Annotated in this window: 11 protein-coding genes; 4 read left to right on the plus strand and 7 right to left on the minus strand. The window is 61.7% G+C overall.

Annotated elements, in window-relative coordinates:
* Position 1 precedes the first annotated feature (1 nt).
* The gene (locus LAP85_07610) at positions 2-499 is read left to right on the plus strand and encodes a VOC family protein (GenBank protein ID MBZ5496252.1); all 498 of its coding nucleotides are present in this window, start codon (positions 2-4) and stop codon (positions 497-499) included.
* Positions 500-629: 130 nt separating this feature from the next.
* Complete coding sequence (locus LAP85_07615; protein ID MBZ5496253.1) at positions 630-1049, plus strand: hypothetical protein; 420 nt, start codon at positions 630-632, stop codon at positions 1047-1049.
* Here the strand turns inward: LAP85_07615 and pelA are convergent.
* Positions 998-2149 (minus strand): pectate lyase, encoded by a 1152-nt coding sequence (gene pelA, locus LAP85_07620; protein ID MBZ5496254.1) that lies wholly within the window; start codon positions 2147-2149, stop codon positions 998-1000. The two genes, LAP85_07615 and pelA, sit on opposite strands and share 52 nt — an antisense overlap.
* 753 nt (positions 2150-2902) lie before the next feature.
* Complete coding sequence (locus LAP85_07625; protein ID MBZ5496255.1) at positions 2903-4147, minus strand: DUF3810 domain-containing protein; 1245 nt, start codon at positions 4145-4147, stop codon at positions 2903-2905.
* Positions 4148-4510: 363 nt separating this feature from the next.
* Between LAP85_07625 and LAP85_07630 the strand changes: the two genes are divergently transcribed.
* Positions 4511-5974: an energy transducer TonB gene (locus tag LAP85_07630; protein MBZ5496256.1), complete on the plus strand. Its 1464-nt coding sequence runs from the start codon at positions 4511-4513 to the stop codon at positions 5972-5974.
* A gap of 391 nt (positions 5975-6365) precedes the next feature.
* Here LAP85_07630 and LAP85_07635 read toward each other — a convergent pair whose 3' ends face one another.
* Genes LAP85_07635 through LAP85_07650 form a run of 4 tightly spaced genes read right to left on the minus strand, consistent with a single transcriptional unit; the run spans position 6366 to position 11906 of the window.
* Complete coding sequence (locus tag LAP85_07635) at positions 6366-8645, minus strand: acyl-CoA dehydratase activase (GenBank protein MBZ5496257.1); 2280 nt, start codon at positions 8643-8645, stop codon at positions 6366-6368.
* Positions 8638-10026 carry a 2-hydroxyacyl-CoA dehydratase family protein gene (locus tag LAP85_07640; protein ID MBZ5496258.1) on the minus strand — a complete coding sequence of 463 codons (1389 nt, stop codon included), beginning with the start codon at positions 10024-10026 and terminating at the stop codon, positions 8638-8640. The genes LAP85_07635 and LAP85_07640 overlap by 8 nt, the downstream gene beginning before the upstream one ends.
* Positions 10023-11072 (minus strand): 2-hydroxyacyl-CoA dehydratase family protein, encoded by a 1050-nt coding sequence (locus tag LAP85_07645; protein ID MBZ5496259.1) that lies wholly within the window; start codon positions 11070-11072, stop codon positions 10023-10025. Before LAP85_07645 ends, LAP85_07640 begins: the two co-directional genes overlap by 4 nt.
* Positions 11073-11117: 45 nt before the next feature.
* Positions 11118-11906, minus strand: a complete 789-nt coding sequence (locus LAP85_07650) for a class I SAM-dependent methyltransferase (GenBank protein ID MBZ5496260.1) — start codon at positions 11904-11906, stop codon at positions 11118-11120.
* Between the two features lie 203 nt (positions 11907-12109).
* Here LAP85_07650 and LAP85_07655 point away from each other — a divergent pair, with 203 nt between their 5' ends.
* The gene (locus tag LAP85_07655) at positions 12110-12475 is read left to right on the plus strand and encodes a PIN domain-containing protein (protein ID MBZ5496261.1); all 366 of its coding nucleotides are present in this window, start codon (positions 12110-12112) and stop codon (positions 12473-12475) included.
* Positions 12476-12647: 172 nt separating this feature from the next.
* On the opposite strand, the gene LAP85_07660 is transcribed toward LAP85_07655, so the two are convergent.
* Positions 12648-16007, minus strand: coding sequence for a PDZ domain-containing protein (locus tag LAP85_07660; protein ID MBZ5496262.1), 3360 nt, complete (start codon positions 16005-16007; stop codon positions 12648-12650).
* Positions 16008-16069 lie beyond the last annotated feature (62 nt).

Genomic DNA, 16069 nt, shown 5'->3' on the forward strand with positions numbered 1-16069 from the left:
AATGGCAATCATCGACGAAAAAGCCGGGACAATCCCGGACAACAAGATTCTGCTGCGAGAGATCGTGCATGCATGCGTCGTCGTCAGAAATGTGGAAAAGACGGCAAGGAACCTGTCCGACAAATTCGGCATCGGGCCATGGGACGTGCACGTCAAGAGCTATCCGGAATCCCAGGCCAGCTTCAGGGGCAAGTCGACAGACTGCACATTTAAGTTCGCATATGCCAGGGTCGGCACGATCACTCTGGAACTTGTCGAGCCGATAAGCGGCATGTCGAGTTACCAGGAATTCCTGGAGCAGCACGGAGAGGGGCTTCATCATCTGGGTTTCCCTGTGCCTCTTCCTTTCGATGCAGAAATAGAGAAGTGGAAGCGGCAGGGCCTTCAGCCGGTGCAGGTAATGAAGCTGGACGATCCCGAAGAAGGGTGGGCCTACATGGACACCCAGGACCTGGCCGGTTTCACGCTCGAAATCCTCAGCTTTAGGAAGTTTCAATAAATCCAAAACGAGCGCCGTAATCCCGGAACCGTCTCCGCGAAATTCGTTTTTGATATTGTCGTGGAGCCTCGCCCCGGGGTAGAAGAAGGTCCGTCGGGAAATTCGGGCATGTTTACCTAATTCGGTTCTGGTGGAGGACTTCTCAATCCAGCAGAGGTCTCTCGTTCAGGTATCGGCAGCGATCCCGAGCGAGGGTCTGGAAGGTCGGGCGTCGGCGCGCCAACTGAAAGGCATTGTGGCGGTCGGGGATGCGGCCGGGCATTGGCTGAAAGAGGAACCTGTTACCCTCATGGACCTTCCGGACGATCTTTCCGGCGGGCAGGAAATCCGCTACGTGGCTGGCGTTTATTTACGCTCCGGCGAATATGTCGCCGCGGTTGCGGTCGATGATGCCACAGTCGGCAAACGCAATCTCTGGCGCGGGAGGATTCAGGTTCCCGAGCTGCCGAATGGACTATTGGCATGGGAGGAGCATTTTCCACAAGTAGAAGGCGTGGGTTACTTCAGCCACGCGACTTTGATCTCGCCTTCGACGGCTTCGAAATCATGATCGCCCGTGACAAGTTCGGCGTTAGGAACCTTACGGGTATGCTGCCGTTCCCAGGCCGGATAATCCTTTTGGAGCAGGTCGGCCGCAAATGGTCCGAGATAGGTGTAGCCGGTGCGCCGTTCGTATTCTATATCTTGCAGCCGGGCCTTGACGATTCCGTCCCGTCCCACAAACATCGGACGGTTCGTGACGATGTCATAAAACCTGGCCCAGAGAAGAGGCGCCGCGGGATCCGCGACGACAACGTAATCGAACCCGCGAGGCTGCGAGGGGGCGCTCACTTTGTCGACTCGCAATCCCTTGATTGCCGCTGCACGGAACCATTCGACAGCATTATGAATTGCCAGGACGACCTCGGGTCCGGGATTGTCGACTCCCATGAGAAGCCGGACGATGCTTACCGATTCACGGCCCGCGATCGAGGGCAGCTCGTAGGCCCTCGCCTTGCATGGTGCGAGCGTCACCGCGTCGTGCTGCGCGCACCAGCCGGTCGGCTTGCCGTTCACTTTGATCTGTGCCGCGATGATGAGCTGAACGCCACGGTCCCCGGCGCTGGATGCGCGTTTTCGGGTCGTCGGGTCGACGAAGGCGAAAGGAGGCAGGCCGCTTGCGACATCGCGGAGCAACAGCATGACGTTCACAGCCGCGTCGTCGTTAAACGTGATCTGCCGCGAATAGTCATCACGCAGAGGGTAGTACTGGGGCCATCCGCCGTTGGCGTACTGGGCCGCCAGCAGGAAGCGCAGGCCTTCGAGGATACTCGATCGGAATCGAGGCTGGTCCGCAGCTTCCGACACTCGGGCAAGAAAGCGGATTTGAGTGGTCGTGGCGTCATTATCGATGGTCGAATCCGTCAGGCGCTTGTCGAGCGCGACTCTGGAGCGGCCGGCCGGCGTGAGAGGCACGGCCATATCGATGTTTTTGGGCCAGCCGCCGGTGCCGCGTTGGTACAGCAGAACGTTGTCCGCGATGCGCACGGCTTCCGGCGTCGCATACCACGCCGCAGATTGACGCAGGCATTGCGACCATGGCACGGCGGGCTCAATGAGTTTTTGTGCGCCGGCAGCAGTCGTAAACCTCCACGTACGGCCGACCACCATGCCGGAGGGAGTCAGCTGATCGACACGCCAGTAATAGGTGGTGCCGGGCGACAGCGGGCCGGGCTGGTACTGCAGGCGTGTCATCTCTTCCCGAAACAACGGTGCCTCCGTCGGGCCGAAAAATATCCGCTGCCTTATGGCAGTGGGTTCAGGAGCCCAGCGAAGGACTACGTTCGACGCATCTACGAGCCGGGCACCGTCGGCAGGTTGGGGAAGGCCGGCCTGTTTTGCTGCGCCCGAAGGCACCGTGGCCTCCGGGCTTTGTGCTGCAGGCGCCGAGGCCGCAAATGAGGCAACGATCCACAGCAATACAGAGCCTAACCATGCAAATGGCCGGCTCAAGCGTGTGGGCATGGCAAGCCTGGCTGTATTGGAGTCACCATTGAGTCGACAATTGTCGAGTTTACGCCAACGTGGATAGTCCAAATTGAATCCCATCGTTTGATCCGTCGCCTCTGCGGACGGATCAAGGATTTGAGCGCCAAGAAGCTAAAGATTTTTTGGTCCCGTCTGTGCCGCTCCATGAAACTCGCAATTGCCTCCGGAGCTTCGCAAACCCAACGGAGCCCACGGGGAAACCTCCTCAAACCACCCGCTCCAGGGCTGGCACCCTAATGCATGCATCCGGAGACGCACTCGATTATACATCGGTATAGGGGGGGACAGCCGTGAACGGGGCCTGAAAATAATGTTACAGGTGATGATTAGGGCAATGCGTGCCGGGTCATACTGCCCCTCCTGAACGCGGGGACACTATAACCAGGCACCCTTTCCTACGGCGCGGGCGTAAATGATGATCAGCTGGGCGCTCAGGGAATACGAACGAATTCCGGCCGGAGCGCGGTTTGCTTTCAGGTAGGTGTCGATCGCGACAGCATTCGCATTGCTGACGAACCCGCGATGCCGGTCCACAAACATCCTGTTGTACGCGATGTCCCGTTGGATGCCGCCGTTGCGTCGTGATGTGAATTCAACGACTTTATCCGGAGCGAGTCTTCTCAACTCTCCCAGGAGCTGCTGCTGAGCAAAGAGATATCCGGAGTAACGAACGTAGGGATCGCGGGCATGAATGCAGGCCAGGAATCCGAAGAAATTGGCCTCGTCTTCGCTGGCAATCCCACGTTGGTGAGCTTTTTCATGAGCGATCGCCTGGGGCAGGGTGTGCGGAGGCAGCTCCCGGTTGAAATTTGCTTCCCCGGTCCACGGGCTGTAGACCCCGCCGATCAGCAATGAGTTCATGGCGAAGGATGCCAGCACAGCTTTGGCGCGGCCGCGATTGGCCCCCATGGAAGGATGAAGCTTCAAATTCACGGTGACCCTCGCATATGCCTCCTCAATGGAGGCGTCCATGATAGCGACGGGATTCGGGGGCGTGCTGGGTTTTCCCGGATCCCTGGAACCGATGGCGTTTTCAAATTCCCGATTCGCGAGTTCCACGAGGCGAGAGCAGTAGAGAGTCAGCTCGTCGCGGAGAGAGTCTGCCCCGGGCTGCATTTCAAACCCTGACCAATGCTGGCGCGTGATGATATCCGCGCGCGCGAAATTAAATCCCCAGCTTAGATAAGCCGAGAAAAGGAGAACGCCCGTCGCCGCGGCAAACCAGAGGACTCCGCAGGCAGCCGCATTGAACAGGTGACGCCGTCTCCGTGCAACCTGAATCGCTCCCCGCGTTGCCATGAACAGCACCCACAATGCTAGGCCGATCGCGGCCGTTTCGGCGACGCTGAATGGCACCAGGTTCGAGACGCGCGTGAGGCATCGCGAGATGGGCAGGCTTATCCTCTCCGAGTATACATGTTCGACCGCGTCCGGGAAATCAGCCAGGATCCACGCCAAGGGCGGCATGGCGCCACCCACCAGAAAAAGAGAAGCTCGGATGCCTGCACGAAGGCGCTGGTCGTCGGGCAGAGGCGCGTGGACGCCCAAGGCCGTGCGCACTCGGCTTCGCAACCCGGATCCATCCCCATTGGCTTTTGTCTTCATCAGGTTTGCGCGCATGATGCCTCCGCCGGCACTCTCCTCACTCACTCCCGCTTCGTGGCTGGATTTTTCCCATTCAATAGTGCAGATTATAGCTCCGTGAGACGGGCAAGACTTCGGTGGTCGAGACCTCTCTCTCCGATTGGTGCTGCTGGACCTCCTTAAAACCAAAATAAACGGCCAAAAACCGAGCGCAAGGCCGATTTTTCAGCCGGTCGTGATGCTCATCGCTTTTGAGATGAACAGCTTCGCGTCGTCAGTCCCCATCCCACAGAGTAATGTATGCGCAGATGACCAAGCTCGGGTTGCCGAAGCGTTGCAGCTGCAATAATATGGCGCTGTGAATCCTTCGAAAGTGCTGCGTGGGTAGGATCTAATGCCATGGGACATATCAGAATCCGTCTTCTCATGATCATCATCGCAACGTGCACCATGGGCGAGGCTTCTCTCTCAGCACAAGCGGCACGGTCCGTCCATGAGATCGTGTCGGCTTTGCGCCGCTTCGAGGAAATCTCGGGACATGATGTCGATGTGCCTCCGGCGGTGTCCGAAAATCTCACAGCCCTGAAGCACGCCTTGCGTGATTTGATTGTCGAGATCGCAGGGGCGCCGGAAACGGTCGCAACCGATCCGAATATTCTCGCCGCGAGGGTGGTCGAGCGTCTGGGAAGAGAGGATGTGCCTGTTGGAGATGAGGGAGGTTACGGGGCAATTGAGAGCATAGAACTCAGACGCCCGAAGGAGTATCCGGATTGGCTTGTCGCAACGACCGGTCTTTCAATTCCATATGGTTTGGACGTGTCGCTTTACCTGTTTGAGAGACAGGGCGGCACCTGGAAGCACGCATTGACCGTGGAATCGAACGGATATAAGACCATACGCGGCGCGCAGGGTTGGTTGAAGTATCGGGTCGCGCCGCCGATTCCAGGCGCCAAACCATACCTGGTTACCGCAGAAGTGTCCCCAAGTGACGTCTCGGTCTGGCAGGCGCTCCGATTGAAAGTCTTCCGGGTCGGCGCGAAACCCGAAGCGCCGCTCATCCTTGCTAATCGGGCGCTCGGATACTGTCTCGATGAACCTTATTACCTCACGGTCCGTGCCACTGGCTTCGGGCTTATCTATCTCGGAAATGTGGTCGATCTTGAACTCGCCGGCTGGCGCGGCGTTCACTACCTCGAGTACGCTGTTTCGGCCAGGCGGGCGTCAATCGTCCGGGAAACAGCAGTTGACCCTTATCGCCTGATCCAAAAGTGGGCCAGCGAGAGCTGGCCCGTCGCCTCGAGGTTGGCCGATCCCTCGGCAAAGGACGGCGTTCGCGCGTGGCACCAGCGTTTCCGGGAGTCAGGATGGGCGTGCGGCCTGGGGCAAATCCGATTGGGTCAGCGGCTCCAAGGTGACCACGAACAATTGCTGGCGGAGGCAGGGTGTGAAGAGGACGACAACAGATTTCCCTCCGCTCATGTCCTTCTGGCGCCTCAAAGCGACGGGTTCCACATCGCTTCCGTCTCGGGCACCGAAGCAACCTTGCCCGAAACTGGGGGCTACACCGTTTACTCCGCGGGACGCCCAGGGTTGACAGACCCCATCCCTGAAACCGTCGTTCAACCAAAGTTGCCGGCCGATACGCCGCCCGATGTCCCGAGTCCCGTGAGGCTCCGCCTCTCGATCACCGTCGATGAAGACGGCAACGTGGGTTCGGTAAGCGTCCTCGACTGGCCGGAGGACCGGCTCAAGATCGTCCTACCGGCAATCCAGGCGGTGCGAAAGTGGAAATACAGACCGGGCATGAAAGACGGTAAACCCGTGAAGGTGTCCCTTCAGGTCGAAGTGGTGTTTGAGCGATAACTCAAGCGCTCGATGAAAAATGCGTTGGCAATGGAGGACGGAGAGCCGTTCCCATGGCTGATCTGTCAACCACTGAGACAATTCTGCTGGGAATCGACGGCGATGGAGTGCTGCGATCAGCGGGACGCCAGTCAGCTGGCCAAGCTGGGCCATCGGCTGCATTTCGGCGAAGCCAAGGTGCTGGCCGGCGTCGCAACCGCGCGACTCGGCGACAAGAGCCGACACACGAGAGATTCTAGGGCGTCAATAAACTTTTTGTTTCCAGCCGGGCGTCCCTGGACTCCAGACTTCCGCGACTCAGCTGCCGGCATCGAATCCGGGCTGCGACTAATTGACTAACACGCTCGACGCACAATTCCTGGCAAGATATCAAATCGGCGGTTACGCATCGCTACCGCAAGGACACGCTGCCGGCGACCAAGCTGAGGAACGCATCTACCCGGAGCCGGATCTGTTGGACGTCGGAAGGCGAATAATCCGTGACGATTTTCAGGAAGGGGAGGCCGTGCTTTCTCTCGATGTGTCGCCTGAGGACTTCGGATTCCACGTCATAGGTGAGGCATGATTGCCAGACGAGGTCGACGATCCCTCCAGGCTTGAAGTCTTCGATCAGGCGGTCTACGTATTCCATCCGGCCGGCGTTCGGGGTCATGCACGAGCAGGGAAGGTGGAGGTATTTCCGGGCGATCGCCTCGACAGGATCACCCTCCTCGGCGACGTCTTCGAGAATCGGCTTCAACCCGGTGCAATTCTCTTGGGCCACGACTGTCGCCCCAGCCGCTTCGATGATTTCCAATACTTTCTCGGCGCCTTGCGGCATCGGAACACCGGTCATCAGGATCCGCGGCCTTTTCCACTGCAGAGCGGATGCCGCGATGCGGAGATGATCCTTCGGGTGGGAAGCCGCCGAGTCGGATTGGGCGATGATCATCTCATAGGCTTCGAGGTCCTCCGGAATCCCGGAGATCTGGCTCTTCGCGGCAAGGATTTCCCGCCCTGTGAGCGGGTTCCCGGCCCGACTGGCGATCTCCCGGCGGAGCGCCCTTTCCCGGTTCATCATCCGTATTGCCTCAGCCAGGCGCTCCCCGGTCACCGCGTTGCCCGTCAGCGCCTCCATCCGGCGGCAAAGGCCCTCGACTTCGGACTTCCAGCGGCCATAGGCGCCCACGTCATCCGGCTTCTGGGGAAGCTCAAGGACATGGATTGGCTTGAAGCCGCCCAGAAGCTCAAACATCTTTTTCTTCCCGTCGCAGGTCGTCTCGGCCACGACCAAGTCGCTCATCTCGAAAAAGGGGCTCGCCTTTTCGAGGGCGAAGCCGTAGCTCGACTTGATCAGGGGGCAGAGGCCGGCGGGAAGGTCACGCTCCGCATCGAGGGCGGCTTTGTGGCTCCCGCCGCAGGCGCAGACCGGAACGGCGCCGGCCGCCATGATGATTTCGCGCGGCGTGAATTCGCAGAAGGTCGAGACGATCTTCTTCCCCGCGGCCTTGGCCTCGCGGGCGAAATCCAAGGCATTCGCCACCGTTCGGTCGAATCGAGCGAGCGCGGGAACGGTGTGCAGGCATGCACTTCGTGGAGTCGCATCGATATGCCCGCCGCCGGCCGCAGACGCGTGGCAGCCCGCGCCCTGGTTCGGTACCGCGCCGTGTCGCGATTCGGCTCGGCTCGGCGCTTCGGATGCGTTGGCCATAACCGCTGTGTTGTCGCGATCCCTCCCTGGCCCGGCGCCGGCGCCGCGTGGAGGAAGGGGAACGGGACCCGAATCCAGTCCACACTCGCGCGGCGCGGATTCACCGGCCCGAAAGTCCGCGATCGTGACGTGTTTCGGCTCGGCTTCCGGAATCCCGCGCGCGACAGCGATCCCGGCCAGCCGCCCCTGATGACCGAGCCGCCTTGCGCCCACGAGCGCCGCGCCGAGCGCTCCCGTGATCCGGGGATCGGCCGGGACGATCAGCCTTTCTCGGAGCTCCCGGCCCAGGGCCGCAACCATCGCCTCGTTCAACGCCACACCGCCCGTAAAGGCGACCGGAGCGCGGACCCCGACGCGTTCGGCCAGCCCTGCCACCCGCCGGGCGATCGATCGGACGATCCCTGCGGCAATCTCCTCCCGGGGAACGCCACGAGCGATCATCCCAATCACCTCGGATTCGGCGAAAACGACGCACATCGAGCTGATCTCGGACTCGGCCGATGCGCGCCGGGCCAACGCGGACAGGCCGTCGATGTCCGAGCCCAAGATTCTCGCGGCGACTTCGAGGAACCGGCCGCAACCCGCGGCGCAGCGATCGTTCAAGGCGAAGTCGCGGACCTTGCCGCTCCCGTCGTCTGCGAGCAGAATGGACTTGCAGTCCTGGCCGCCGATGTCGATCACGGTCCTGACTTCGGGGCGAACGGCGGCGACTCCGACCGCGTGACAGGATATTTCCGTAGCCGTTTCGTGGGCGAGCCCTGGCTGAACGCGGCCATAGCCTGTGGCCACGATGCGCAGGAGGTTTTCCCTAGGGGTTCCGGCCGCCTCCATGACCTCGCGGATCAAGAGCTCGGCATCCGCGGTCTTGTCGGACGTTCCATCCCGGACGCATGCGGCCGCGACGCGCGACCCGGCCAGATCATAGAGAACCGCCTTGACTGCGCGGCTTCCCAGGTCCAATCCCAAAATCAGCTCAGGCACGGTGTCTCCTCGAGCGGATGATATCGAAAAAGCCCTCGAAGCGGGTTGCGAGCTGGCCAACCGAAGCGTCGATGAGGGGCGGAACGACGATCTCCAGGACGGGGAGGTCCAGGGCGCTCAGGACCTCCTGTCGAATGATCAGGCCCTCGGTCGCGCAATGAGACGCGCCGGGGATAGCTGAAACGATGACGCCTTCGGCGCCGTATTTCCGGGCCTCCTCGATCACGATTCTGGCCCGATATCCGGCCGTCCCGATCATAGGATCGCGGAGGGCCGTTTCGGCCAGGGCGACAAGAGGCGGGCGGTCTTCAGGGATCGGAACCAGGGCGTGCCGGAGGAGATACTCGGTCCCGGCGAGCGCCCCACCCATATCCTCGAACATGTTCATCGCCCTGAGGTCAGCGACTGGATTGACCCAGACGACCCGGCAGGAATCGGCCCGAAGGACGCCGTCCCCGGCGGCGACACGTTTTTCGACCGTCCGAAGCACCTCCTCGAGGACCCGGATGCACTCATCCTGATCCGAACAGAAATGGATCGTGAGCATCTCGCAAATCTGGGTCTCCAGGGCGGGAAACGGCGGCGGGATCACCCCGTAGCTCAAGTCGCGGATCCGGGCGAGGAGACCGCGGGCGCAGTTGGCTTTCAGGATTCCCTCCGAAAGCATGTCATCCGTGATGGGCCGGCCGGCGAGGTCGCCGACGGCCCGGCGGACGAGATCGAGCTGGCCGGCGACGAATCGGATCGCATCGGGCGAAGCCTCATCTGTTCTTCGGTAGGGGAGCTCCCACCAGACTATCGGGCTTCCCAGGTCGGCCAGGCGCTGCATCAAACAGGACATGTCATCGCACGTGGCACCGACAGCGGCGACGAGAAGGTCCGGGATGGGAAAATGGGCTCTGTTGAGAAAGGCGGCCAGGGTCGCGCGCACCGGGCAGACCTCCTCGCCATACCCGGCCGCGTCTGCGATTCGGAGGAGCCCTTCGTTCATCTCCATGACGCAAGGGATCCACCATGCTCCGTCGGGGTAGAACGCGACGACGCCGGGGGCCGAATATGCGATGACCGGAGCGGTCCCGAGGTCCTTCATAGCTCCGACGATTTTCTTTCCCGCCCGGCGCGCAGCGGCGAGGCGGTCATTCTCGGAAAGAAGGAATGACCAGAGCCGATAAGCGGCCCGGGAGTTGTCGAAGCTCAAGCTTCGCAGCCGGGAATCGCCCTCAAGCTCCACGAAACACCGCGGCGTCTTGAGGTAGCCTGGTGTTTCAATCGGGCTGCTCGATGCCGCTTCTGCTTCGCAGCTCTCCGCCGTGATTCCGCGGAACGCGGCGTTCCAGGCCTCGAAATCGACCTTGGCGGGGAGCGGATCGGCAGGTCTCATTGCAGCCCCTCCGCGAAGGCTTCCACCCGCATCCGGATGCGGACGGAATCGATGTCGCCATAGCTCACATCCAAGGCCAGAAAGGGGAGGCCGAGGATCCGCATGGCTCGCGGCGCCTCGAGGCCGTGAATGTCGCACCCTCTGACCGACTTCCAGACCACCCCCCGAACCCCCCGGCTCGCAGCGAGCCGAGCCGTGTATCCGTAGAATTCGTCATTCGGCCGGACGAACGGACAGGGGGGCCGCCGGAAATATGTCCGGGCGAGAATCTCGAGCGGATGGCAGCCGGCGTCGAGGACGGCCGTGAAATCGACCGCCCGGTCGCCGGTGCAGGTCGCGTCGGCGACGACCGAGAGACCTGCGTCTTCGAGGAGTTCGAGCCAGCGAAGGTCGGCTGGCGTATGTGGACTGCCCGCGACCAGGATGGGAATTCCGGCGCTCCGGCTCACACCGAAAGCCCAGCCGTCCAAGATCGCCCGCGTTTCCTCCTGTGGAAGGCCGGCGTCAAGCTGGACGAGGGCTGCGAAGTCGGGCCCGGCGAGCGTCGGCCGGAATTTCCGCATCCGCTCTCGGATGCCGTCGCGAATGACAATCGCGCGAAGAAGGGACGCGGGATCAAGGGCCCTTCCCGTGCGCCGGGTGAGCTCACCCGCGAGCCACTCGAGCTCGCCGAGATACAGGGCCTCGGCTTCGGCTGTCCTCGTTTTGGGGATATGAATGACGATGGCCGCCGCCCCGGAATGCCGGCCGGCGATCTCGATCATCCGCCGCATCTGGTCGCAGGTCGCGCCCCCTACCCAAACCGCTCCGGCTTCTTCCGAGCCCAGCGCGGATTTGCACCAGGCGCACGCCCCAGGCCCTGACCGTGCCTCGCCCCTCGATTCGGACACGACCGTCCCGGGAGGCAAGAGCCGAGGCGCATTTAGTCCGAAGGCTTCGAAGAGTTCCCGAGGGACGCAGCTGCAGGTCGTCTTGAAGGCGCCGGCCGGGCGGACCAACGCCTCGGCGGCCGCGGCCCTCAAGCTCGTTTGTGAGTCGGGTGTCATGTCTCTCGGGGCACCTGATCCGCGCGGCCGGGCCAGCCGCGAACCCTATTTCCTGACTCCGATGAACCGGCCGCGGGCAATCTTGCCGGCGTGGACATTGGCCTGCATGTCGGACATCTCCACCCCCAGGCCCTGGAAAACGGCGATATCCCCGCCCAGGATACGGAGGGCGTCGAAGGTCAACTGCTCGGTGAGCATGGCGAGGTAGAGGTCGACGTACTTCGCGAACGGGATCTCCACGGACTCCTTCACTGCGAACCCGTGTTTTTCTAAAAGCGTCCGATAGCCCGGGATCGACTCCATAGCCGGGAACTTCATGAAGGAGTTGAACCGGAGGGCCTCCGCCTCGGTCAACCCGGCCGGCCCCTCGACCCAATCTGTGAACGCGACGACGCCCCCCTTCTTCAGGAGCCGGTCCGCTTCACCGACGAGCCTGTCCTTGTCTGCCACGTAACACCAGGCGTCTTCGCCCCAGACGAAGTCGAAGGCTGCGTCCGGGTACGGCACGGCCTGGACGTCTCCGAGTTTGAATTCGATCCCCCATTCGGCAAAGGGCGCCCGTTTCCTGGCTTCCTCAATCATGTAGGGCGTGGCGTCCACGCCGCACATGACGGCCTCGAAATTCCTGGCCAGGAACCGGCAGCCGGCGCCCAGGGCGCAACACAGGTCAACGCCGCGCATCCCTGCCTTGATCCCCGCCTTTTGGGCGAGCTCCGTCGACGAGGCGAAGCCCCCGGCATGGATCTGTTCCCCCATGACGAGTTCCCAGAGCCGGCCTTCAGGGCCGGAATAGACGCCCTGGACGTCCTCGAGCTTGATTCCGGATTGTCTCATCTAACCTCTCATTGGGAGAACTTTCCAGACAGGTCGACTGCCAGAAAGAGCGGCGATCTCAGGCGGGCACGATATACTCCCGGTGAAGGGATCGATCCGATCCCTCGAGGGGTGCTCGGAGCCTTTGCGTGATCATGTCCTCACCGCATCATGGTCGCGAATTCGATAGCAACGATCTTATCTCCAGGAGGAGTTGATGTCAAATGAGAGGGGCTGACCTCTGCGATTCAGACACTGGACGCAATCCTGGCGGCGATGCATCTTCACGAAAGTTGGAACCGCACTCGTTCGACAGTCACATTGTCGACTTGGTTGCGGCCCGCACTCGGATTTTTCGCCGCTGGGTCGGCCTGGACAGCTGTATCTGCCTTCATTATGTGGGGCTGTCGGGATGGGAGTGCTTGCCGATCAATCTCGACATCGTCGAAGAGGCATACTCCTTGCCGGAGCCGTTCCACGCTGACCCGGTGGACCGACTCCTGGTCGCGACCGCACGCATACATGGTCTGCATCTGATCACCGGCGACGAGAAGAAACTTCTCTATCCGCACGTCCACACAATATGGTGAACGCCGGCCACAAGGCTGACAGCGGGAGAGCCGCTCCATGTGTTCCGTACCGGCAAGAATGGAGGTTGAAGCAAGTATGACGGCATGACGGAACTCTGCCGTGCCCCATCCAGGCGGCGGGGACCATCCACATGCCGGCGGTGCGGATGATGCCCCACCTCCAAAATCGACGCTACTTCTTGATGCTGGCCGGCCCCTTCGATGAGTTGTAATTCGGATACGGCGGCCGGTGCGGCACCGGCGCCGGATGATCTTTCATCTGTTGGATCGCGATCGCCACCGCGCGCTCCAGTTGCGGGTCGTGCCCGTCGTGTATCGCCTTCGGATCCAGTTCCGCTTCCACGTCGGGTGCCACGCCTTTGTTCTCCACGTCCCACTGACCTTCCGGATTGAAGAACCCAAAGCTCGGCGCGGTCACGCTGCCGCCGTCCATCAACGGCGGGTAGGACCCGACTCCCACCAATCCTCCCCAGGTGCGTTTGCCTACCAGCGTGCCGATCTTGTTGTAGTGAAACATCCAGGGCATGCAGTCCCCGCCCGAACCGGCGAATTCATTGATGATCATCACCTTCGGTCCGAAGATGGCGGCAGCCGGCGTGCGATAAATGGCGCCGTAGCGCGGGCTCCAGAACCCTTGCAACGGCCTGCTCAACACGTCGATCACGTAATCGGCAACCTGGCCGCCGCTGTTGAAGCGCTCGTCGATGATCGCGCCCTCTTTGTCCGACTGCGCGAAGTAGTAGCGCGTGAAACTGGTCAACCCGCCCTGGCCCGTATCGGGCATGTAGACGTACGCCAGTTTTCCGCCGCTCAGCTCATCCACTTTGCGCCGGTTGCCTTCGATCCAGGCCTGTGTGCGCAATTGCGACTCGCTGGCGGTGGGGATCACGGTAATCTCGTGCGCATTCGCGCCGGTTGCGTCCGAGCCGATGCGCAGGATCACGCGCTTGCCGGCCGTGTTCTCCAGCAGCCGGGATACGTCGTCCTTGGCAGTGAGGTCTGTGCCGTTGACCGAGAGCAGGTAATCGCCCACGTTCACATTCAGTCCCGGCGCCGCCAAAGGCGCCTGCAACTGCGGATTCCAGCTCTCTCCGGTGAAGATCCGCTTGAAACGGTAGCGGCCATTGGCGATTTCGTAGTCCACGCCCAACAGGCCGCCGGATACGCTTCTGGCGGAAGGAATGTTGCCGCCGCCGCCGCGCAGATGTCCCACCGTAATGTCGCTGATCATGTCGTGGATGATGTAGTTGAGGTCCGTGCGCGAGCCCAGTGCATCCAGATACTTCTCGTATTCTTTCTCGGCCTCCACCACGTTCAGGCCGTGGAGGTTCGGATCGTAAAAGTAGCTGCGCTCGATGCGCCACACTTCGTGATACATCTGCTTCCACTCGGAGATCGGGTCTACGTAGACTTCCACATCGCTCAGACGCAACGAACCCTCACCGGGCCTGACCGGAGCGGACGAAGACACGATTACGTACTGCGGGCCTGCAGCGGCGCCTTGTCCGCCGCGCCCCCCACCACCGCCACCACCTCCCAAGCGTAGCAGCATCCTATCGCCATTTGCCGAGAGGTCGAACGAGGCGACTCCGTCGGCGAGCTTCTCGATCCGCCGGGCTTTCAAGTCGTACCGCGAAAGGGTCGACCCTCCACCGCCGCCGGCGCCGCGACCGGCGCCTTCCATGATGTAACAGATCCCGGCCCGCCCGGCGGTCAGCGAAGAGTACGAGCGCGCCGGGATGGAAAGCGTGATGGTGCGCTGCTGGATCCGGTCGAAATCGATGCGCACGGGCCTGGGTGGCGTGATGGCCGCGGCGGCGCCGCCGCCCCGGCCGCCGCGGCCGGCGCCGGTTCCCGCTTCCGGGGCCGCGCCGGGCTCTACCGCCTTTTCCTCATCGCTCTCGGGTGCCAGCGGCGATGCTACGTTGTTTGCCAGCACAATCAGGTAGACGCTGCTGGTCACGTCGTGTTCATCGCTGGTCATGTCCAGCCCGCTTTGTGTCGGGCCATAGTTCGTGCTGGCCGTGAAATAGAGGTACTGTCCGTCACGGTCGAACGCCGGATGGCGCGCATCGCTCATGCCGTCGGTCACCTGCCGGCTCGTCCCGCTCTCCAGCGAGTAGATCGTGATCGCGTGATGCCGGTTGGGCAGCGACTTGGCGTACGCGATCCACTTGGAATCGCCCGACCATGCGAAATCCATGCCGCCTTCGCTGATGGTATCCGTATCCACGGTGGCCACCTTACCCGATGCAACCTCGACATCCCACAGGTGCAGTTGGTTGTCGTTGAATGCGATGTGCTTGCTGTCGGGCGACCACTTCGGATTTGAGTAGTAAGCGGAATGGCCCGCCAGCGCGATCTTGCGCGTCTCGCCTTCGCCCGTCTGCGGCTTGATGTGCAGCGCGTACTCACCCGACTCGTCGGAGAAGTAGGCAACCGACATTCCATCCGGCGACCATGAAGGCGCCCGATCCATCACCCCCGGCGAGTCGGTGAGGTTGCGGATGTCGCCCTTGTCCGCCGGGATCGTAAGGATCTCACCGTGGGCCTCGAGCACCGCGCGGACGCCGGTGGCGGAGATCCGGACATCGCGAATCTCGCGCGCCACGTTCTGAAAATGGGGCCGCACCTCGGTCAGATCCGCCGCCATTTCGATCGGTACCTGGTGTTCCTTTTGCGTGGCGAGGTCATAAATGTGGATCTGTCCGAACTGCTCGTAGACGATCCCGCCCGGACCTGCCGTGGCGTACTGAATGTCCTTCCATGTGTTCTTGATCAGCTCATCGACCTTCTTGCTCTGCGGATCATAACGGAACAGCGTTACCGGGCCGTTGCGGTCGGAGAGGAAGTAAACCTTGTCGCCTATCCACATCGGACTGAAGTCGTTCGAGTCCGTGCGCGGGATCTTTTCGGTCTTCAGGTCCGCGAAATCAACTATCCAGATGTAACTGGCGCGGCCCCCCCGATACCGTCTCCATGAAACGAAGTTGTTGGTATCGGTAGCGAATTGCCCGCCATCGAGCGGTTGATACACCATCCGCTTCATGTCCGGCGAATACGATCCTGCATAGGCCATCGGCAACGGCAGCGTTTGAGGCATGCCGCCCTCCGGCGAGACCGTGAAGAGCTGGGTGTAGCGCGAGTAGCTCTCGCGGCTGGAGCGGAACAGGATCTGCGTCCCGTCCGGTGTCCAGCCTTCAAGGTAATCGGCGCCCGGATGGTAGGTGATGCGCTTGGGCACCCCGCCCGTCGCCGGCACTGTGAAAATGTCGGTGTTACCGTCGTACTCGCCCGAGAACGCGATGTTGTTCCCGTCCGGAGAGAATTGGGCAGCGCTCTCCTGCCCTGATCCGACGGTGAGCCGCGTGGCCATGCCGCCCTGGCGGCTCACGGTCCACAAATCACCTGCGTAAGAGAATACGATTTGGGTCTTGTTCATGGCGGGCTTCTGCAGCAGGTGTATGGTCCCCGGTGCGCCGAACGCCCATATCGCTGCAGTCAAAAGCGCAAACAGAATTCGATATTTCATGCTCTACCTCCGGCTTTTCCGTGTAGTCAAAAGCTAAAGTAACCGGCTATGCTGTTGAAATC

Source organism: Terriglobia bacterium (assembly GCA_020072565.1).
In the GTDB taxonomy this organism is placed as follows: Bacteria; Acidobacteriota; UBA6911; order UBA6911; family UBA6911; genus JAFNAG01.